A 17,848-nucleotide genomic window follows, 5' to 3' on the forward strand; every position below is an offset into this window, starting at 1 on the left:
GCGGCGCCCGAAGCCGCGCCGCCCCGACGGCCATGCAGTCGAACATCCCGCCCGGCTCGAAGCTCCGAGCGAACGCACGTGGCTGCTCCGGTAGGTGGATGCCCCGGGTGAACGGCGCCGCACCACAGGCGCACCATGGAGGCATGGACGACGCTCGCCTCGGGGAGATGAGCACACCCGGACGCCTCGCGGACCCCGGCGAGGGCATCACGTCCGAGGAGCTGGCGCTCGCGGCCCGTAACCACGGCATGCCCCTGGAGGCCCTGCGGTACGGCCTGACGCCGCCCGGGCTGCATTACGTCCTCGTCCACTACGACATCCCTGCCGCGGAGGCCGCCGAGTGGCGGCTCACCGTGCGGGGCCGGGTGCGCACGCCGCTCATGCTCGGCCTGGAGGCGCTGAGGTCGTACGAACCGGTCACCCAGCGCGTCACGATGGAGTGCGCCGGCAACGGCCGGGCCCGGCTCAGCCCGCGCCCCGTGAGCCAGCCGTGGCTCGTCGAGGCGGTCGGGACGGCGGAGTGGACCGGGGTGCCGCTGCGGGCTCTGCTCGCCGATGCCGGGGTGGAACCGGACGCCGTGGAGGCGGTCTTCACGGGCGCCGACCACGGGGTCGAGCGCGGCGTCGAGCAGGACTACCAGCGCAGCCTGCCCCTGCCGGTGGCCGCGGGCCCCGACCCCGAGGTGCTGGTCGCGTACGAGATGAACGGTGCGCCCCTGCCACCACAGCACGGCTGTCCGCTGCGGCTCGTCGTACCCGGCTGGTACGGAATGGCGCACGTGAAGTGGCTGCGCGACATCAGCCTCACGGCCACGCCCTTCACGGGCTTCCAGCAGTCGGTCGCGTACCGCTACAAGCAGTCCCCCGACGAACCGGGCGAGCCGGTCACCCTGATCGCGCCCCGCGCCCTGATGATCCCGCCCGGCTTCCCCGACTTCATGTCCCGGACCCGCGCCGTGCGCCCCGGCCGGATGGGACTGGAGGGAAGGGCATGGTCCGGGCACGCCCCGGTCGTACGGGTGGAGGTCAGCACCGACGACGGCGGCACCTGGCACGACGCCGCCCTGGACCCGCCGGACGGCCACCCCTGGGCCTGGCGCCACTGGCACACGGCCTGGACAGCCACCCCCGGCACCTATGTGCTCAGCGTCCGCGCCACCGACGCCGAGGGCCGTACGCAACCCCTCCACCAGCCCTGGAACCGCGGCGGCTTCGGCAACAACCTCGTCCAGCGGATTCCCGTGGTGTGCCTGGAGGACGACGGCTGAGCCCGGGCCGACGGACCGGGCCTGCCCCCATTGGCCCCCCGTGGGGTATTCGGGCCCGGCGCCGCAGCTGGGCCGAAGCCGCCCGTGTGCGGGCCCGTCGCGGGGTGATCCGCCCCGAGTTGCGAAGCCGCCCGCCATGGGGTTGGTTCGAAGGAGAACCCCTGATGGGGGTGAGCCATTGTGCTGTTCACCGATCGTGTGGACGCGGGGCGGCGCCTCGCGGATGTGTTGAGGCACCTGCGGGAGGAGGATCCCGTGGTGCTCGGGCTGCCGCGGGGTGGGGTGCCGGTGGCGTTCCAGGTGGCGCGGGAGCTGGGGGCGCCGCTGGATGTGATCGTCGTGCGGAAGCTGGGGGTGCCCTACCACCGGGAGCTCGGATTCGGGGCGATCGGGGAGGGCGGGGTGCGGGTCATCAGTGACGACATCGTGCGCCGCGGGCATGTCTCCCGCGCGGACGTCGAGTCGGTCGAGCACGCCGAAGAGGCCGAACTCGCCCGGCAGGCACGGCAGTTCAGGGCGGGCCGGGAGCGGATCGACATCACCGGGCGGACCGTGATCGTCGTGGACGACGGGGTCGCCACCGGGGCGACGGCCGCCGCGGCGTGTGAGGTCGTACGGGCGCAGGGCGCGGCCCGGGTGGTGCTGGCAGCGCCGGTGGCGCCGCCGGACGCGGTGGCGTGGCTGCGTACGGAGGCGGACGAGGTGGTGTGTCTGTCGACGCCGCGCGCGTTCTCGGCGGTCGGGGAGTGGTATCAGGACTTCTCGCAGACCCCCGACGAGGAGGTCGTCGCGCTGCTGGAGCGGGCCGCGAAAACCGCGCCGCCCGCCCCGGCGAAGACCGAGGAGGTCGAGGTGGACGCGGGCGGGGTCCGGCTCGCGGGAGAGCTCACGATGCCGGACGGGGCCGCCGCCGCGGTGATGTTCGCCCACGGCTCCGGCAGCAGCCGCCACAGCCCCCGCAACCGCTCCGTCGCCACCGCCCTCAACCGGGCCGGCCTCGGCACCCTGCTCTTCGATCTGCTCACGGAGGCCGAGGGCACCGACCGGGCGAACGTCTTCGACATCGAGATCCTCGCCCGCAGGCTCACGGGCGCCACGCACTGGCTGCGCACCCGGACACCCGTTCCGATCGGCTACTTCGGGGCGTCGACCGGGGCCGCGGCAGCGCTGTGGGCGGCGTCGACCGCCGGCACGGAGGTGGGCGCCGTCGTGTCGCGCGGCGGCCGCCCCGACCTGGCCGGCTCCCGGCTTCCCGGTGTGCGCGCGCCGACGCTGCTCATCGTCGGCGGCCGCGACACGACGGTCCTCGACCTCAACCGCCAGGCCCAGTCGGCCCTGCGCTGCGAGACCCGCCTGGAGGTCGTCCCCGGCGCGACGCACCTCTTCGAGGAGCCGGGCGCGCTGGACGAGGTCGCGGCGCTCGCCAGGGACTGGTTCACGCTGCATCTGACTCCGCAGGAGCCTTAGGTCCTGTCCGGCCGATCTTGTCGGGCTCGCACCGGCGTCATTCCGTGCCGCGCAACGGCTTGAGGCAGGAGACGGTCGCCCCGCCCGGGCCGTACTCCAGGTCGGCGTAGTACTCGCCGACGGCGCACGTCGACCCGGCCGTCTCCAGCTGCCGCGTCACCTGGTACTCGGCATCGGCCGAGCCGCAGTCCGTGACCCGCAGGTCCTGGTCGGTCCAGTCGCCCTCGTTGCGTACGCACGCGCCGACGGAGAGCGTCGGGGTCGAACTGCCGCCGGCCAGCAGGCCGATCACGACCAGAAGGGGTATCGCCACGGCGACGAGCAGCATCGGCACGAGGAAGAGCAGGGCTTCGGGGCGACGAGGCAGGGACTTGCCCGGGTCGAGAGCGGGCCGGAATCCGCCGGTCGGAGCGGGGAGTTTCCGGAAGCGTGACCACGGGCCGAGGTTCAGCAGCAGGGTGAACGGCGTGATGACCACGGACAGCGGGCCCCACCAGCCCTGCCACAGGGTCTTCGCGGACATGTCGCGGACGACGGCGAGACCGCAGTCGCGGCAGAACGGCCCCTGCATGCTCAGGAACCGCATGAGGACGAGGATGCCCTGGTGGCCGCGCACCGTCGCGGGCACCGCGGGCACGGCCTGGCAGACGCGGCAGACAGCAGCCGCGCCCGGCGGCGGGTACGCGCCGGCCTGCTGCGGCCAGGCCTGCGGGGCGGCGTACCCGCCGTGGGGCTGCGGTGGATGGGCGCCGGGGTAGGGGCCGCCGCCGGTCTGCGGAACGGTGTACGGGCCCGGCTGCGCCGCAAACCGGGCGTACGGGTTGTCGGACTGCGGCTGCGGCTGCGGCTGCGGCTGCGGCTGCGGCTGCGGCTGCGGCTGCGGCCAGGCTTGCGGGTCGGCGCCGTACGGTGGTGGCGGGGTCGCCACGGAGATCCCCCTCGGTATCGCGGTCGTCACCGGACGCGGTGACGACGGAAACCCTAACTCCGGCCATGGACCGCCGATCTCAGCGGGGCAGCGGCAAACCCGTGCAGTTCTCGGCCAGTTCGGCCGCCGCGTGCGGTGACGTCGCCACGTCCGCCGCTGCCCCCGCCGCCCCGCCCAGCCCCCGCGCGAACACGCACACCGAGAGATCGGGGCGCGTCACCTCTCCAGGACGAGGGCCAGCCCCTGCCCCACACCGATGCACAGCGTGGCGAGGCCGGTGCCGGAGCCCGCGGCGGCGAGCTGGTGGGCCACGGCGCCGGTGAGCCGGGCACCCGACGCGCCGAGGGGGTGGCCGATGGCGATGGCGCCGCCGCGCGGGTTGACGACGGCCGGGTCGAGGCCGGGCAGCTGGCTCAGACAGGCCAGTGCCTGGGCGGCGAAGGCCTCGTTGAGCTCGACGGTGTGCAGATCGCCCGGCTCGCGCCCCGCCTTCTTCAGGGCGCGGCGGACGGCCTCGACCGGGCCCGCGCCGAAGTACTGCGGCTCGATGCCGGTGACGGCCGAGGCACCGATGCGGGCGAGGGGTTCGCGGCCGGTGGCGCGCAGCCCGTCCTCGTCGACGAGCAGGAGCGCAGCGGCGCCGTCGTTGAGCGGGGACGAGTTGCCCGCGGTGACGGTTCCGTCCTTGCGGAACACGGGCTTGAGCTTGGCCAGCGCCTCCGTCGACGTGCTGTCGCGGATGCACTCGTCGCGCGCGAGTTCCACGCCGTCGACGGGGACGACCTCGCCGTCGTAGAGGCCCTCGGCCCAGGCCCGGGCCGCGTTCCGGTGGCTGGCGAGGGCGAACGCGTCCTGCGCCTCGCGGTCGATGCCGTACCGCTCGGCGAGCAGCTCGGCGCCTTCGCCGAGGGCGACCGTCCACTCCTCGGGCATGCGCGGGTTCACCATGCGCCAGCCGAGCGTGGTCGAATACATCTGCTGGTGCCCGGCGGGGAAGCCGCGCTCCGGCTTCTGCATCACCCAGGGCGCGCGGCTCATCGACTCGACGCCGCCCGCGACGGCGATCGACGCGTCGCCGACGGCGATGGCGCGGGCGGCCTGGATGACGGCCTCCATGCCGGAGCCGCAGAGCCGGTTCACCGTCGTGCCGGGGACGGTGACCGGCAGGCCGGCGAGCAGCACGGCCATGCGGGCCACATCACGGTTGTCCTCGCCCGCGGCGTTGGCATCGCCGAAGAAGACGTCGTCGATACGGGCCGGGTCGAGGTCCGGCGTACGGGAGACGAGGGCGCCGAGGACTCCCGCGGCGAGGTCGTCGGGGCGCACGCCGGACAGGGCACCGCCGTACTTGCCGATGGGGGTGCGGACGGCATCGACCACGTACACATCGCGCAGACGGTCGGTCATGTCAGCTCAGCTCCAGTCTTTTCTCGTACCTCGTCGGGGGTGACACCGGGCGCCGTCTCGACGAGGGCGAACCCCTCGCCGGTCACGTCGAGCACGCCCAGGTCGGAGACGCGGTGCATGCACGCCCTGCCCGGCAGCGTGCAGGCGCGGACGAGCTTCGGGGAGCCGTCCTTGGCCGTGTGGTCGGTGAGGACGATGACGCGGCGGGCGCCGTGGATCAGGTCCATCGCGCCTCCCATGCCCTTGATCGTCTTTCCGGGGACGGACCAGTTGGCGAGGTCGCCGCCCGCAGAGACCTGCATGCTCCCAGGATGGCGGTATCGATGTGTCCGCCGCGGATCATGCCAAAGGAGATTGGCGACGTTGAGCGCCGCGACGGTGCGGCCCGTGTGGTCGCAATGCCGGCTACCGCGTCGGCCGCGGACCGTTCGACCTTGTCCATGAGGCTTCCGTCAGACGCCTGTCGTGTCGTCGTGTTCGCCAGATGAACTACAGTTCATAAGCGACTCGCCCCCGAGTGTGCGTGCACCGGTCACACATGTCAACGCCCTGGAGATCCGATGCCGGCCGCTCCACCCCCTGTCGAGCCGACCACCGAGGCCCCCGCCGAGGCCGTGGGGCCGCTGATGCGCGGTATCGCCGTACTGCGTGCGATCAGCGACGCCGGCGGCCGGACGAGCCTCAGCGAGCTCGTCCGCACGACCGGGCTGGCCCGCTCCACCGTCGACAGGGTCGCCGCGACGCTCGCGCGCATGGGGTACGTACGCCTCGACGGCCACGAGGCGAGGCCGGCGCCGCGGCTCATGGAGCTGGGCAACGCCTATCTGGCCGCGATCGGGCTGCCGGGCCCGCTCGGCCCGCACGCCGAACGGCTCGCCGACGAGCTCGACGAATCGGTGTCGCTCGCCGTGCCGGACCGCGACGGCATCCGATTCGTCCACCAGACGACGCGGCGGCGCGCCATGTCGCTGACCTTCCGCATCGGCGACCTGCTGCCCGCCGAACGCACCGCGCCGGGAGCGCTGTTCGCCGCCACGTGGACGGACGAGGAGTGGGCGGCGTGGCGTCGCGGAACGGGTTCGGGTACCGAGTACGGGGCGGGCTTCGAGGAACGGACGGCCCGCGCCGCGAAGGACGGCTGGGCGCTGGACGACCAGCTGATCGAGCCCGGGCTGGTCTCCCTCGCGGTCCCGGTGCACGACCCGCGGGGACGTACGGTCTGCGCGCTGAGCGTCGTCAGCCACACCAGCCGTCACAGCGCCGACTCACTGCACCGCGCGCTGCTTCCCCGCGTACGCGAGGCCGTGGCCGCGATGGAGCGCGAACTGCGGAGGGCGGCGTCGCCCGTCGCGGAGCCGACCGGCACCACGACCGCCTCCGGCGGCGGCACGGACGGTGGCGGACAGGGCCTCGCGCAATGGACCGCCGCGTCCAAGCAGGAGCTCGGCGCGGAGTTCGTGGAGTCGCTCGCCCGCGGGCTGACCGTCATCACCGCCTTCGGGGAGGGCCGCGCGGAACTCGGCCTCACCGCGATCGCCGAAGCCACCGGCCTCGCCCGCGCCACCGCCCGCCGTGCCCTCATCACCCTGGAGCACCTCGGCTACGTCACCTCGCAGGACCGGACCTTCCGCCTCACTCCGCGCGTGCTCGCCCTCGGCTGCCCCCCGCTCTCCCGGACGACGCTGTCCGACATCGCCGTCCCGCACATGGCGGAACTCGTCCGCCATGTCCACGACTCCGCGTCCCTGGCCGTCCTCGACGGCGACGACATCCGCTACACGGCCCGCGTCGCCACCGAGCGCATCATGAGCGTCAACATCACCATCGGCACCCGCTTCCCGGCGTACGCGGCGTCCATGGGCCGCGTCCTCCTCGCCGGCCTCTCCGCGGACGAGCGCACGGCACGCATCGGCCACGCCGAGCTGCGCGCCCTGACCCCCCGTACCGTCACCGACCCCGCCCGTCTCGCCGCCCTCCTCGACCGCGTGCGCGAGGAGGGCTGTGCCCTGGTCGACGAGGAGCTCGAGGAAGGGCTCCGGTCCCTGGCCGTCCCGGTCCGCGACCACACGGGCCGCACCGTCGCGGCGCTCAACGTCGCCATGCACACCACCCGGCGCACCCCCGACGAGTGCCTCACGGACGTGCTCCCCCAACTCCGCGCCACCGCGGCCCACATCGAGTCCGACCTGCACATCGCGGGCCGCTTCACCCGCATCGCCGAGGTCTGACCCGGCCGATCGTCCGACGTCAGCTGATCCAGAAGTCCCACCAGCGCGTCAGGATCAGCATGCCGATGACACCCGTCCACAGCACCGGCGGCACCCAGCCGAACTCGCGCAGGCCGCTGCGCAGACCCGCCGGCGCAGGGAGCATCCGGTGCTGGACGGTGTGCCGGGTGACGTAGCAGAACAGCAGGATCGTGGCGGCCCAGACCAGCGAGCACCAGAGACACAGCGCGTTGATGCGGTACAGCGACTGGAACTGGAGCCAGGTGCAGAACGCCACGCCGAAGAGCGCGCCGGCGTTGAGGGCCAGCCAGAACCAGCGACGGTAGCGGGCGCCCGCCAGGAGGCCGGCGCCGACGCCGATCACGACGGCGTACGAGGCGAGACCCAGCATCGGGTTGGGGAAGCCGAAGGCCGCGGCCTGCTCGCTCTTCATGACGTTGCCGCAGGACACGACCGGGTTGAGGCTGCAGCCCGGCGTGAAGCCCGGATCCTCGAGAAGCCTGAACTTGTCGATCGTGATGACCCACGACGCGAGCAGTCCCGCCGCGCCCGTGATGATCAGCAGCCAGGCGAAACCACGGGTTCCCCCGACCGCATCTGACGGTGCGTCGTCCGGCGCCGCCGCCGGGCGCGGGACGCTCCGTGTCCTTGTCCGTGTCTCCATGTCCGTGCCCCTGCGTCCCTCTCCTGACAGTCCAAAAGTTCGTTTCCACGGGCCGCCGCCCACCTGGGCCGATGCGCACACGCAGTAATCGCCCCCTCGTCCAACGCGACGGATCGTCAGATTCCGATTAGCGTCGCGATTGTCCCTGACCCTTGTATCGAGGAGCTCGATCATGAAGCTGACGCTTCGCCACCCGGCGGCCGCCGCCGCCAAGAGCACCGGGATAACACTCAGGCTCGCCGAGGCCACCCGGGCGGTCGCGCACTCCGCGGCCTCCTGCTCGGCGAGCGCATCCCAGCCCCTTTGATCCGCACGGCGTAACCAAGGCCCGGCAGGCGGTCGCACCACCGCCCGTCGGGCCTTTCGGCGTGCGCGATCACCTCACCCACGCAGCTGACGCACCGGCAGCAGGCAGTGCGCCGCCGTCGACAGCATCGCCTCGTCGCCCACGAAATCCCGCAGCTGCTCCTCCGTGACCGGCGCCCCGGGAACCGCCTCCGGCCAGGCGCGGGTGGCGAAGAGGAAGTAGACATGGCCACGGTCCCGCACCGCGGCCAGCCACTCCGGCGGCACCGTGCACTGGGCGGTGAGATGAGGCAGCGTCAGGACGGCGCGGCCCGCCTCGACAAGGAGCGTGACGGGGAGGCCGACGGCCTGGGCGGCGTCCACGTAGTCGGCGCCGATCGGCAGCCCGATCTCGTCGAGCACCATCCTGGCGGCGGCCTCCACCCCTTCGGGGCCGCCGTCGCCGTCGCCGAGCGAGTAGGCCAGCAGGAACGGCATGTCGCGCTCGTCGTCCGGATGTTCGCCGCTCCAGGCGATGACGACGAGGGTGCCCAACTGGGCCGGGCGGAAGGCGCGTACAGCGCCGGAGGTTGAGGTCACCGTCGGACCTTAGCGACTTATCGGGATCCTCCGGGCTTCCGCGTCACCTTCGCGGGGGAGCCCGGCCGCGGATTACCCCGAAGGGGTCGCGCTCGCTCGCTCGTACGCACCCGCGCAGCGGACCGGCGGGCGGCAAAGGGGCCGGCCCTGCGGAACCCCCGTTCCGCCGGGCCGGCCCGGAACCGCACCGGTGGCGTCGCCCGTCCGGCGCAGCCCCCGGAACTCCGTCGGATGATTCGCCACCTGCGGTCAGGAACCCACGGGAAGTCCGCCGAGGAGCCCGCTCGGGGCGCCCGCCCCGGCCTTGTTCAGGTCGCCGGTGGCGTCCTGCACGGCGTTGAACAGCGAGCCCTCCTTCTCCGTGTCCAGCGTCTCGTTCGCGAGCGGCTCCGCAGCGGCCGCGGTCCGGCTCGCGACGGTCTCCACCGCCCCGTTGAGGCTGTTCGGGGTGAGGTCGGAAGCGGCGAAAGCCGGGGCGGCACCACCCGCGGCCACCAGGGAACCGGCAATGACCGCAGCGACCTTCATGGGCTTCATCAGTGAATCTCTCCTTCGGCAACGCGTGTCGGCGCGCACGTGATCTACGGTTCAGGCATATTGCGGATGCTTGTGACTGCCTGTCGTGCTGCTACGTATCCGTAACGAACCGTCACCGCGTCAGAAACTCCGAAGCCCGGGGATTCGCGCATTCCCACCCGAATGAAGCGACCCGAGCCAATATTCGTATCAGATGCCGGAGCGCGCCAAAAAGGTCGCGCCGACCCCGGGAAAGGGTCGGCACGACCGATCGGACGGTAACGCGGGAGTGAGCCGGGCTCAGCCCTCGGGCACCGAATACACGGGCTGCGTGTTCTCCACGGGCGGCGCCGCCGGGAGCTTCGCCTCCGGGGTGCTCGTCTCGGGGAGCTTGGCCTCCGGGAGCTGCGCCTCCGGGGTGCTCGTCTCGGGGAGCTTGGCCTCCGGAAGATTCGCCTCCGGGGTGCTCGTCTCTGGGAGCTTGGCCTCCGGGAGCTGCGCCTCCGGGTTATTCGCCTCCGGGAGCTTGGCCTCCGGGAGGCCGTTCGCGAGCAGCACGGCTTCAATGAGATCGCCGAGAGCCTTCGCCACCGCATCCGCCGCTGCGGCGATCGCAGTGACGTCACCCGAGGTGGCCGCCGCGATGAGCGCGTCCACCGCCGTCTGCAGCGCAGCCAGCGCGTCGTCCACCGCATCCGCCGCGGCCGTGACGCCGGGCGCACCCACCACGGCAGCCGGAACGCCTGTCACCGGCTGAGCCGCGGGCTTCTCCGCAGCCGGATTCTGCGGAACCTGCGTCGACGGTGCCGATTCGGAGGTCGCGGCGGCGATGGCCGCCTTGATCTCCTTGGCGTACTCCGCCGCCTTCTCGGCGGTGAGCCGGCCGTTGTCGGCGGCCAGGACGGCTTCGAGCAGTTCGTTGACGGGTGTCACCACACCGCCGACGCTGCCGGCCGCGTCGGCCCGCGCGAGGACAGAGCCTGCCCCGTCCTGGACGGCGACGGCGCGCGGCGCCTGATGCTGGGCGGCAACGGCGGGGCCTGCGGCCCCGAGAAGGAGGGTGAGAGAGAGGGCGGTCGTGGTGATGCGGCGCTGTGCCAGTGCACGCATGAAAATTCCCTTTCGGTGATCGACGGATCTTGATTTCACCGTGCGAGCCGCGGATGCCGACCGCAACCGAACGAGTGCGCTATGTGTTCGGGACCATCCGGACCCCTCCGGCACATCGGCGCGTTTGTACTGGTCAGAGCTTGATCGCCCGGCGTGTCGCGCAATGCGGTGCCGCGCCCGCCATTCGGGGGAGCACGCGCCGGACATGGCGAAAAGGCCGCTCCCCCCGCCGTGGCGGGGAGAGCGGCCCGGGAATCGCCGTAGGGGCGATCAGTCGTTGACGCAGGCGTTGCCGATGGCCGGGTTCAGCAGACCGATCACGTTGACGGTGTTGCCGCAGGCGTTGACCGGCACGTGGACGGGAACCTGGACGACATTGCCCGAGAGGACGCCCGGCGACTGCGCCGCAGCGCCCTCGGCACCACTGTCGGCGCTGGCGATTCCGGCGGTGCCCGCGACAGCGGCGGCAGCGAGGGTGGACAGGAAAAGAGCCTTCGCGGTACGCGACATGGAGAAGCACTCCTTGATCAAATGTTCAGTTGCCGTGCGTGACTGCCCGGTCCTTGGTTCAACGGCGGCGGAGGCCCTCAGGTTGTGCGGCCGAAGGAGTGAACACCGGTCAGCCGATACGAATGCCGGCACCCGACAGCGGTGCGCCGACGGGTGCCGACGCCCGTCATGCGTTGCTGCAGGAGTTGCCGAACGTCGGGTTCAGCAGGGCAATGACGTCGACGGTGTTGCCGCACACGTTCACCGGAACGTGGACCGGGACCTGAACCACGTTGCCGGACCCAACGCCGGGCGAGCCCTGGGCGCCGCCGCTCGCGCCGCTGTCGGCGACGGCCATGCCCGCACCGCCCATGACCAGGGCGGCACCCGTGCCCGCAAGCGCGACCGACTTGGCGATTCGCTTCATCATTTCTTCCTTCCGGGTTACCGATGAGGCACAACCATCAACGACGGCACGCGAACTCTGGATACGGACGAACACCGAATGGATTAATCCGAGGCACGCCGCCCTCCGCGGTTCCGGACAGAAAGCGGCTAGAGTCCCTTCCGCCCCCCGAACCCACGAAGAAACATAGGAAGCCGGTTTTCGTCGGGGCCAAGGAGAGTCAGTCATACGAAATTCCATGGGCGCTGCCCGCCTCATGGAATTCGACCGTCCAGCGGTGGGCCTGCGGCCCGCCCATATGAATACCCTCGGATATGAATCGGACCTCTCGATCCGAGCAGCGACGCACAGCAGTGGCAGCGCGGTCGTTCCCGGGCCCGGGCCAGTACACGAGCGGAGATCTGCACGTGCCGCGGCAAGCCCCTACGCACGGCCTTCGTCCGGCGGTGCTCCACATCGTGCAGCCCGTCGACGGCGGCGTCGCCCGGGTGGTCGCGGATCTCGTGACCGACCAGGCCGCCGCCGGCCTCCGGGCGGCCGTGGCATGCCCCAGGGGAGGTGTGCTCGCGGACGCCGTACGCGCGCTGGGCGCCGACGTGCACCCGTGGCGGGCGGGGCCCGCGCCGGGGCCACTGCTGCTTCAGGAAGTCCTGCAGCTCGCCCGGCTCGTGGCGCGGGTACGCCCGCAGGTGGTGCACGCCCACGGAGCCAAGGCCGGGCTGGCCGCACGGCTCGCCCTGCGCGGCCGGATCCCCACCGTGTTCCAGCCGCACACCTGGTCCTTCGAGGCGGTGGGCGGCATCACCGCCCGGCTGGCGCGCGGCTGGGAGCGCTACGGCGCGCGCTGGGCGGACCGGATCGTCTGTGTCAGCGAGGCGGAGCAGCGCACCGGCGAGCGGGCGGGCGTCGATGCGCGGTGGACGGTCATCCGCAACGGCGTGGACACCGAGCTGTTCCTGCCGGCAGCGGATGACCGGCCGCGGGGCCTGCCCCCGCTGGTCGCCGACCTGCCCGAGTCCACGCCGCTCGTCGTGTGCGTGGGGCGGCTGTGCCGGCAGAAGGGCCAGGACGTACTGCTCGCCGCGTGGGAGCACCTCCTGCGCAGGCTGCCCAACGCCTGTCTCGTCCTGGTCGGCGACGGGCCCGACGCCGAGGTGCTGCGCGCGAACGCGCCCGCGTCGGTCCGGTTCGCCGGCGCCGAGCCGGACGCGGCGCCCTGGTACCGGGCGGCCGACCTCGTCGTCCTGCCGTCCCGCTGGGAGGGCATGGCGCTGACGCCGCTGGAGGCGATGGCCTGCGGCCGGCCGGTCGTCGTCACCGATGTCGACGGGGCGCGGGAGAGCCTGCCACCCGGGCACGCGCTGTTCTGTCTGAGGCCGTCCCAGGATCCGTACGCGCTGGCCACGGCCATCGGAGACCTGCTGCTCAATGCGCCGCTGCGCGCCACGTTGGGCCGCCAGGGCCACCAGTACGTCGTCTCGACCCACGACGTACGGCACACCGCAGGTGCCGTCGCGGACGTGTACCGCGATGTGGTCGACGTACGGCCCGGGTGAAACGAACCGGCCGGGAGAGTCTGAGGGGAAGACTCTCCCGGCCGGGAGTCACACGGGAAACGCGGTCACGTCAGCGCCGCGCGGCGGCCGTCCCGCGCCGGTAGAGCAGCGAGCCGCCGGCCAGCAGACCCACTGCGACAGCCCCGGCTGCCAGCATGCCCGCGTCGCTGCCGGTCTGGGCCAGCTGCCCGGAGGTGCCGGACGAGTCGACGGACCGGTCCACCGGGGTGGTCACGGCGGGCACCGCCGGGGTGTTCGGCGTCGCCGGAGTCGCCGGAGTCGCCGGCGTGTTCGGCGTCTCCGGAGTGTTCGGCGTCGCCGGGGTGTTCGGCGTGTTCGGCGTCGCCGGGGTGTTCGGGGTCGCCGGAGTGTTCGGCGTCGCCGGGGTGTTCGGGGTGTTCGGCGTCGCCGGAGTCACCGTCTCACCATTGCCGCACACGTTGCCGAGGGCCGGGTTGCCCAGGGCAGCGCCGTCCACGGTGTTTCCGCAGACGTTGACCGGGATGTCCACCGGGATCTTGACGTTGTTGCCGGAGCCGACGCCCGGGGAGCCCACCGCGTCGCCTTCAGCGGTCGCGGACCCCGCCCCCGAATCGTCCGACGCGTTGACACAGCTGTTGCCGAACGCCGGGTTCAGCAGCCCGACGATGTTCACGGAGTTGCCGCACACATTGACCGGCACGTCCACGGGCGCCTGAACGTTGTTTCCCGACAGTACGCCGGGGGAGCCCACGGCGTCCCCGTCGGCGTGGGAGTCCGCGTTGGCGTATGCACTGCTCAGAGACAGAATGCTGGTGGCCGCCGCGGCCGTCAGGATTCCCTTGCTGATGACCTGTCGCATCTTTTTGTCTTTCCCGCTCTCGGTTCGCGAACCGGCCCTGCGGTGCACCGGTCGGTGCACCTCAGGACCGGGGAAAACGACCCTTCAGGGCTGAACGCGATGACTGATGTCAGTCGTTCTCGCAGATGTTGCCGAACGCCGGGTTCAGCAGGGCAATGACGTTGACTGTGTTGCCGCACACGTTCACCGGGATGTGCAGGGGAACCTGGATGACGTTCCCGGACAGCACACCCGGCGAATCGGTTGCGGCGCCGCTCGCTCCGGAGTCCGCGAGGGCCGGCGAGGCCATGCCCATGGCCATCACCATCCCCATCCCCGCGAAAACCGTTGCAGTCTTCCTGTACTTCATCTCGGATTCCTTCTGTTTGGAATATGCCGACATCGGGGCAATGCCACCAGGGCAATGCCACTGACGCCCTACCAACGAGCAGTGCCCGTCGAAGAAACCCCTCGGCCGATCAATCTCCGCGCATTCACTCGGACGCCCCGGCTCGTCATTCCGGTAATCGCGGCGAAAACTGCTCCCCGACATGCTCATCGGCGCCCCGGGAGGGGCGCGGACCGTCGGCGCCGGAAAGAGGGCGACGGCCCGGGGAGGCCGGTCCGACGACTCAGCTGTTGCCCGTGCCGTTGCCGGACAGCAGCGGAATGTCGTCCAGGATGTGCGACAGGGACTCGTCGCCCTTGGCCTGCGTCGAGTTCTCCGTGCACTGCTGGTTCTGCGGGTTCGCCAGAACATTGACGTCCTGGACGGCGACCGGCACGACGCCGACGAGCGAACCGGCGTTGGCCTTCGCCGGCAGACCGATGCAGGGCTTGTTCAGCGAGCCCTGGACCAGGGAGAGCTGCGGGCTCATGTTGCCGTACGTGGCCGAGTTCCCGAAGGCCTGCGAGGCACCGACACCGCTGGCGGATGTGGTGCCGGTGTCGTCGCCGATGGCCAGGGCCTGCGGCGCCGCAACGGCGGAGACACCGATTACGGAGGCCGTGACCGCAGCCGCGGCCATAACCCTCTTGATCATCACTGAATTACCTTTCTGCAGGGGCACACTGGACCTCGTCTGCGCACCGAATCAACTGGACGGCTCCGGTTTGGTTTCGGGACTTCACCCGAACAGCCCCAAGCCGTCCCTTCCGCATTGCCGGCCGCGGTGAGATGCCGAGAGGTGCCGAATGGTCCGAGCGGCGATCCGCGCCGCCCTTTGGAGTGAAGCGGAGGAACCAACTCCGCTGGGTGGAGTTGGTCAGGGGGCTCCGGGAACGGCTCTCACAGTCCCTCGCAGCAGCCCCTGATAACCCCAGAAAGGGATCAGTCGTGATCAAGAAGGCTATGGCGGCTGCCGCCGTCACCGCGTCCCTCGCCGGTGCCTCGGCCGCGGCCGCGCCGCAGGCCCTGGCCATCGGCAACGACACCGGCACCACGTCGCTCAGTGGCAACGACGCCTCGCAGGCCTTCGGCAACTCGGCCACGTACGGCAACATGAGCCCGCAGATGGCGCTCATCCAGGGCTCGCTGAACAAGCCCTGCGTCGGTCTGCCGGCGAAGGTCAACGCCGGTTCGCTCGTCGGCGTCGTTCCGGTCGCCGTCCAGGACGTCAATGTTCTGGCGAACCCGCAGAACCAGCAGTGCACGGAGAACTCGACCCAGGCCAAGGGCGACGAGCCGCTCTCGCACATCCTGGACGACATCCCGGTGCTGTCCGGCAACGGCACGGACAACGGCTGATCTTCGCGTCACTTCCCTGCTGGGGTACGCATCCTGAAGGCTCGAAGGGAATCACCATGAAGAAGGTGTGGGCAGCCGCGGCCGTGACCGCGTCCGTGGCCGGAGTCGCCCTGACTGCCGCGCCGCAGGCGCTCGCCGTCGGCAACGACACCGGCACCACGTCGATGAGTGGCAACGAGGCCCGGTCGGAGTTCGGCAACTCGGCCACGTTCGGCGACCAGAGCCCGCAGTTGTCGCTCGTCCAGGGCTCGCTGAACAAGATCTGCGCCGGTGTGCCGGCCAAGGCCAACGCCGGTTCGCTCGTCGGCCTCCTCGTCCCGGTCTCCGTCCAGGACGTCAACGTCCTGGCGAACCCGCAGAACCAGCAGTGCACGGAGAACTCGACCCAGGCCAAGGGCGACGAGTCCCTCGCGCACATGGCGAACGGCATCCCGGTGCTGTCGGGCAACGGCATCGGCAACAACTGAGCCTGCCTGCCGCTCCGGTCGAAGGCCCGGCCCGACGAACCACTCGTCGGGCCGGGCCTTCGGCATGCGGCCTTGAGTCAGGCGGCCTTCAGGCAGGCGACCGGGTGCCTCAGCGCTGTTTCACCGCTCGCAGGACGACGAACTTCGGGTTGCTCGCGACGGTCTCGCAGTTGCCGAAGAGACGGCGCAGCCGGACGTGGTAGCCGAGGTGGCGGTTGCCGATCACCCACAGTTCGCCGCCGGAGCGCAGCGCGGCGCGTGCACCGGTGAACATGCGCCAGGAGATGCTGTCGGTGAGGGCCCGGTGGGTATGGAACGGCGGATTGTTCAGTACGAGGTCCACGGACTCGCGCTCCATGCCCGACAGCGCGTCGCCCACGATGAACTCGGCCTTCGCCGTCGGGCCGGCGTTCGCCCGGAACGTCGCCTCGGCCGATGCCACCGCCTGGAACGACTCGTCCGTGAACACGACGTCGGCCTCGGGGTTCGCGACCGCCACGGCCGTACCGACCACTCCGTTTCCGCAGCCCAGGTCCACGGCGCGGAGCGGGCCACGGCGGCGCGGCAGATGCTGGAGGAAGAAGCGGGTGCCGATGTCGAGGTGCTCGGCGCAGAAGATGCCCGCGTGATTGATGACGGGCCGGCCGGCCATGAAGCCGATGTCCGGAGGCAGGTCGTAGCGGCGCGGCCAGGGCTCGCCCGCGGCGGACCCTGACTCCGTACGGGCCGGATCCGGGGTGCTGAAGATCAGCCGGGCCTTCTTCGCCGCCAGCGAGGTGCTGGTCGGGCCGATGATCCGCTCGAACAGCTTCAGCGTGGAGGTGTGGATCTCCGTCACCATGCCCGTACCGACGACGAGTGTGTCCGCGTGCAGACGCGGCGCGAGGCGCTGCAGCTGGTCCTCGAGGAGGGCGAGGCTCTTGGGGACGCGTACCAGCAGGACGTCGATCCGGTCCGGAGCGGTGTCCTGGGTGGACAGCAGCCGTACGGCGCCGGCCTCGGCCGGTGTGCGGTTGCGGGCGAGATTGGCGCGGGTCGCCTGCTGGGTCAGATACGAGTCGGTGATCTGCACGGGCCGGTGCGCGGCCAGCGCGGTGACGAGGGCGCCCCAGCGGTCGCCCAGGACGACGACGGTGCCGGACAGATCGGCGGGCCTCACGTCGTCCTCGGCGCCCGTCATGCCTGCGAGGTGGCGCAGCAGGTACTCGTCGGAGGCGTCCCAGGCGCGCAGCTGGTCACGGGGGTCCTCGGGAAATCGGGTGAGCGCGAGGTCGCCCCATGACGTGGTGAAGGTGTTCATCGTGCCTTCAGGCTACGCGGCCGCCTTCGAGAGCTCCGCCGCGCCGAAGGAGACGTCGAAGCGGTCGCACCAGATGGCCACGCTGGAGTACTTGCTCAGATCCACGTCGGCGGGCAGCACGTAGTTCTGGTCGCCCTTGTTCCCCTTGAGCTTGCCGAGGCTGACGTACGCGCCGTCGTCGAAGACGCGCCAGCCGGCCACGCCCTCCTTCACCGGCGCGTCGGTGAGCCAGACCCGCAGGTCGGGGCCGTTGCTGGTGTCGAGGCCCTCCAGCCGGAGGGTGCGGCTGCCGTCCGCGAGCTCGACGATCCTGACCTTGCCCTCGGTGGCGTGTTCATGGCTGATGAACGAACCGGAGGCGAGGGTCCTTGGCTCGGCCGGCCCCGGGGTCCGGGTCGGGTCCGCGGGGCCGGCGGGGCTCGCGGGCGCCGCCGCCGGAAGCTCCTCGCGTACGGTCTCGTCGACGAACAGCTGCCACGGCTGGAACCAGTACAGGCCGAAGCCGAGCGCTGCCGCCAGTACCGCCAGGCCGACGGCGACGAGCGGTTTCCTCAGGACTGCTGCTGCTCTCATGCCCCCATTGAAGCGGG

21 protein-coding genes and 1 pseudogene are annotated in these 17,848 nt (G+C 71.5%); 7 read left to right on the forward strand and 15 right to left on the reverse strand.

What is annotated here, in order from left to right; translation table 11 throughout:
* Nucleotides 1-143 precede the first annotated feature (143 nt).
* Nucleotides 144-1,268, forward strand: coding sequence for a sulfite oxidase (locus ACWCXB_RS30660; protein WP_450727011.1), 1,125 nt, complete (start codon nucleotides 144-146; stop codon nucleotides 1,266-1,268).
* Nucleotides 1,269-1,448: 180 nt separating this feature from the next.
* On the forward strand, nucleotides 1,449-2,735 hold the full coding sequence (locus tag ACWCXB_RS30665; RefSeq protein ID WP_450727012.1) for a phosphoribosyltransferase family protein: 1,287 nt from the start codon (nucleotides 1,449-1,451) through the stop codon (nucleotides 2,733-2,735).
* A gap of 37 nt (nucleotides 2,736-2,772) precedes the next feature.
* Here ACWCXB_RS30665 and ACWCXB_RS30670 read toward each other — a convergent pair whose 3' ends face one another.
* The 4 genes and pseudogenes from ACWCXB_RS30670 to ACWCXB_RS30685 form a co-directional block, all read right to left on the reverse strand.
* Nucleotides 2,773-3,663 carry an LppU/SCO3897 family protein gene (locus ACWCXB_RS30670; RefSeq protein WP_450727013.1) on the reverse strand — a complete coding sequence of 297 codons (891 nt, stop codon included), beginning with the start codon at nucleotides 3,661-3,663 and terminating at the stop codon, nucleotides 2,773-2,775.
* Nucleotides 3,664-3,742: 79 nt separating this feature from the next.
* Nucleotides 3,743-3,883 carry a hypothetical protein gene (locus tag ACWCXB_RS30675; RefSeq protein WP_450727014.1) on the reverse strand — a complete coding sequence of 47 codons (141 nt, stop codon included), beginning with the start codon at nucleotides 3,881-3,883 and terminating at the stop codon, nucleotides 3,743-3,745.
* On the reverse strand, nucleotides 3,880-5,070 hold the full coding sequence (locus ACWCXB_RS30680; protein ID WP_450727015.1) for a thiolase family protein: 1,191 nt from the start codon (nucleotides 5,068-5,070) through the stop codon (nucleotides 3,880-3,882). The genes ACWCXB_RS30675 and ACWCXB_RS30680 overlap by 4 nt, the downstream gene beginning before the upstream one ends.
* A pseudogene (locus ACWCXB_RS30685) lies at nucleotides 5,067-5,431 on the reverse strand (CoA-transferase); the annotation flags it as partial. The gene ACWCXB_RS30680 and the pseudogene ACWCXB_RS30685, both read right to left, overlap by 4 nt.
* A 199-nt stretch (nucleotides 5,432-5,630) precedes the next feature.
* Between ACWCXB_RS30685 and ACWCXB_RS30690 the strand changes: the two are divergent.
* The gene (locus tag ACWCXB_RS30690) at nucleotides 5,631-7,298 is read left to right on the forward strand and encodes an IclR family transcriptional regulator domain-containing protein (protein WP_450727016.1); all 1,668 of its coding nucleotides are present in this window, start codon (nucleotides 5,631-5,633) and stop codon (nucleotides 7,296-7,298) included.
* Between the two features lie 19 nt (nucleotides 7,299-7,317).
* Here ACWCXB_RS30690 and ACWCXB_RS30695 read toward each other — a convergent pair whose 3' ends face one another.
* On the reverse strand, nucleotides 7,318-7,962 hold the full coding sequence (locus ACWCXB_RS30695; RefSeq protein ID WP_450727017.1) for a vitamin K epoxide reductase family protein: 645 nt from the start codon (nucleotides 7,960-7,962) through the stop codon (nucleotides 7,318-7,320).
* Nucleotides 7,963-8,134: 172 nt separating this feature from the next.
* Here ACWCXB_RS30695 and ACWCXB_RS30700 point away from each other — a divergent pair, with 172 nt between their 5' ends.
* A complete protein-coding gene (locus ACWCXB_RS30700) occupies nucleotides 8,135-8,269 on the forward strand; it encodes a hypothetical protein (protein WP_450727018.1) in 135 nt (44 codons plus the stop codon).
* A gap of 74 nt (nucleotides 8,270-8,343) precedes the next feature.
* On the opposite strand, the gene ACWCXB_RS30705 is transcribed toward ACWCXB_RS30700, so the two are convergent.
* The 5 genes from ACWCXB_RS30705 to ACWCXB_RS30725 form a co-directional block, all read right to left on the reverse strand.
* Nucleotides 8,344-8,847: a DUF5949 family protein gene (locus ACWCXB_RS30705; RefSeq protein ID WP_450727019.1), complete on the reverse strand. Its 504-nt coding sequence runs from the start codon at nucleotides 8,845-8,847 to the stop codon at nucleotides 8,344-8,346.
* Nucleotides 8,848-9,096: 249 nt separating this feature from the next.
* On the reverse strand, nucleotides 9,097-9,384 hold the full coding sequence (locus ACWCXB_RS30710) for a hypothetical protein (RefSeq protein ID WP_450727020.1): 288 nt from the start codon (nucleotides 9,382-9,384) through the stop codon (nucleotides 9,097-9,099).
* A 279-nt stretch (nucleotides 9,385-9,663) separates the two neighbouring features.
* Complete coding sequence (locus tag ACWCXB_RS30715; protein ID WP_450727021.1) at nucleotides 9,664-10,473, reverse strand: hypothetical protein; 810 nt, start codon at nucleotides 10,471-10,473, stop codon at nucleotides 9,664-9,666.
* A gap of 270 nt (nucleotides 10,474-10,743) precedes the next feature.
* A complete protein-coding gene (locus ACWCXB_RS30720) occupies nucleotides 10,744-10,983 on the reverse strand; it encodes a chaplin (protein ID WP_450727022.1) in 240 nt (79 codons plus the stop codon).
* A 166-nt stretch (nucleotides 10,984-11,149) separates the two neighbouring features.
* Nucleotides 11,150-11,389 carry a chaplin gene (locus ACWCXB_RS30725; protein WP_450727044.1) on the reverse strand — a complete coding sequence of 80 codons (240 nt, stop codon included), beginning with the start codon at nucleotides 11,387-11,389 and terminating at the stop codon, nucleotides 11,150-11,152.
* A gap of 425 nt (nucleotides 11,390-11,814) precedes the next feature.
* Here ACWCXB_RS30725 and ACWCXB_RS30730 point away from each other — a divergent pair, with 425 nt between their 5' ends.
* Complete coding sequence (locus ACWCXB_RS30730; RefSeq protein ID WP_450727023.1) at nucleotides 11,815-12,924, forward strand: glycosyltransferase; 1,110 nt, start codon at nucleotides 11,815-11,817, stop codon at nucleotides 12,922-12,924.
* Nucleotides 12,925-12,994: 70 nt separating this feature from the next.
* On the opposite strand, the gene ACWCXB_RS30735 is transcribed toward ACWCXB_RS30730, so the two are convergent.
* The 3 genes from ACWCXB_RS30735 to ACWCXB_RS30745 all read right to left on the reverse strand — a co-directional run bounded on the left by ACWCXB_RS30735 (nucleotide 12,995) and on the right by ACWCXB_RS30745 (nucleotide 14,787).
* Complete coding sequence (locus ACWCXB_RS30735) at nucleotides 12,995-13,765, reverse strand: chaplin family protein (RefSeq protein WP_450727024.1); 771 nt, start codon at nucleotides 13,763-13,765, stop codon at nucleotides 12,995-12,997.
* A gap of 109 nt (nucleotides 13,766-13,874) precedes the next feature.
* Nucleotides 13,875-14,114, reverse strand: coding sequence for a chaplin (locus tag ACWCXB_RS30740; RefSeq protein WP_450727025.1), 240 nt, complete (start codon nucleotides 14,112-14,114; stop codon nucleotides 13,875-13,877).
* Nucleotides 14,115-14,376: 262 nt separating this feature from the next.
* Entirely contained in the window at nucleotides 14,377-14,787 is a 411-nt protein-coding gene (locus ACWCXB_RS30745; protein WP_450727026.1) for a rodlin, read from the reverse strand.
* Between the two features lie 293 nt (nucleotides 14,788-15,080).
* Here ACWCXB_RS30745 and ACWCXB_RS30750 point away from each other — a divergent pair, with 293 nt between their 5' ends.
* Together ACWCXB_RS30750 and ACWCXB_RS30755 are read left to right on the forward strand one after the other, a co-directional pair.
* Nucleotides 15,081-15,491, forward strand: coding sequence for a rodlin (locus ACWCXB_RS30750; RefSeq protein ID WP_450727027.1), 411 nt, complete (start codon nucleotides 15,081-15,083; stop codon nucleotides 15,489-15,491).
* Between the two features lie 56 nt (nucleotides 15,492-15,547).
* Entirely contained in the window at nucleotides 15,548-15,958 is a 411-nt protein-coding gene (locus tag ACWCXB_RS30755; RefSeq protein ID WP_450727028.1) for a rodlin, read from the forward strand.
* A gap of 109 nt (nucleotides 15,959-16,067) precedes the next feature.
* Here the strand turns inward: ACWCXB_RS30755 and ACWCXB_RS30760 are convergent, their stop codons facing one another.
* The gene (locus tag ACWCXB_RS30760; protein WP_450727029.1) at nucleotides 16,068-17,258 is read right to left on the reverse strand and encodes a methyltransferase; all 1,191 of its coding nucleotides are present in this window, start codon (nucleotides 17,256-17,258) and stop codon (nucleotides 16,068-16,070) included.
* Between the two features lie 12 nt (nucleotides 17,259-17,270).
* The gene (locus tag ACWCXB_RS30765; protein ID WP_450727030.1) at nucleotides 17,271-17,831 is read right to left on the reverse strand and encodes a DM13 domain-containing protein; all 561 of its coding nucleotides are present in this window, start codon (nucleotides 17,829-17,831) and stop codon (nucleotides 17,271-17,273) included.
* Nucleotides 17,832-17,848 lie beyond the last annotated feature (17 nt).

The sequence above is a fragment of the Streptomyces sp. NPDC001514 genome (genome assembly GCF_053597075.1).

What these genes read in the sequence shown, in the direction of transcription:
- ACWCXB_RS30735 (WP_450727024.1), bottom strand. Translation starts at nt 13,765, where the DNA reads ATGCGACAGGTCATCAGCAAGGGAATCCTGACGGCCGCGGCGGCCACC.
- ACWCXB_RS30720 (WP_450727022.1), bottom strand. Translation starts at nt 10,983, where the DNA reads ATGTCGCGTACCGCGAAGGCTCTTTTCCTGTCCACCCTCGCTGCCGCC.
- ACWCXB_RS30760 (WP_450727029.1), bottom strand. Translation starts at nt 17,258, where the DNA reads ATGAACACCTTCACCACGTCATGGGGCGACCTCGCGCTCACCCGATTT.
- ACWCXB_RS30740 (WP_450727025.1), bottom strand. Translation starts at nt 14,114, where the DNA reads ATGAAGTACAGGAAGACTGCAACGGTTTTCGCGGGGATGGGGATGGTG.
- ACWCXB_RS30725 (WP_450727044.1), bottom strand. Translation starts at nt 11,389, where the DNA reads ATGAAGCGAATCGCCAAGTCGGTCGCGCTTGCGGGCACGGGTGCCGCC.
- ACWCXB_RS30700 (WP_450727018.1), top strand. Translation starts at nt 8,135, where the DNA reads ATGAAGCTGACGCTTCGCCACCCGGCGGCCGCCGCCGCCAAGAGCACC.
- ACWCXB_RS30755 (WP_450727028.1), top strand. Translation starts at nt 15,548, where the DNA reads ATGAAGAAGGTGTGGGCAGCCGCGGCCGTGACCGCGTCCGTGGCCGGA.
- ACWCXB_RS30710 (WP_450727020.1), bottom strand. Translation starts at nt 9,384, where the DNA reads ATGAAGCCCATGAAGGTCGCTGCGGTCATTGCCGGTTCCCTGGTGGCC.
- ACWCXB_RS30660 (WP_450727011.1), top strand. Translation starts at nt 144, where the DNA reads ATGGACGACGCTCGCCTCGGGGAGATGAGCACACCCGGACGCCTCGCG.
- ACWCXB_RS30765 (WP_450727030.1), bottom strand. Translation starts at nt 17,831, where the DNA reads ATGAGAGCAGCAGCAGTCCTGAGGAAACCGCTCGTCGCCGTCGGCCTG.
- ACWCXB_RS30715 (WP_450727021.1), bottom strand. Translation starts at nt 10,473, where the DNA reads ATGCGTGCACTGGCACAGCGCCGCATCACCACGACCGCCCTCTCTCTC.
- ACWCXB_RS30680 (WP_450727015.1), bottom strand. Translation starts at nt 5,070, where the DNA reads ATGACCGACCGTCTGCGCGATGTGTACGTGGTCGATGCCGTCCGCACC.
- ACWCXB_RS30695 (WP_450727017.1), bottom strand. Translation starts at nt 7,962, where the DNA reads ATGGAGACACGGACAAGGACACGGAGCGTCCCGCGCCCGGCGGCGGCG.
- ACWCXB_RS30745 (WP_450727026.1), bottom strand. Translation starts at nt 14,787, where the DNA reads ATGATCAAGAGGGTTATGGCCGCGGCTGCGGTCACGGCCTCCGTAATC.
- ACWCXB_RS30690 (WP_450727016.1), top strand. Translation starts at nt 5,631, where the DNA reads ATGCCGGCCGCTCCACCCCCTGTCGAGCCGACCACCGAGGCCCCCGCC.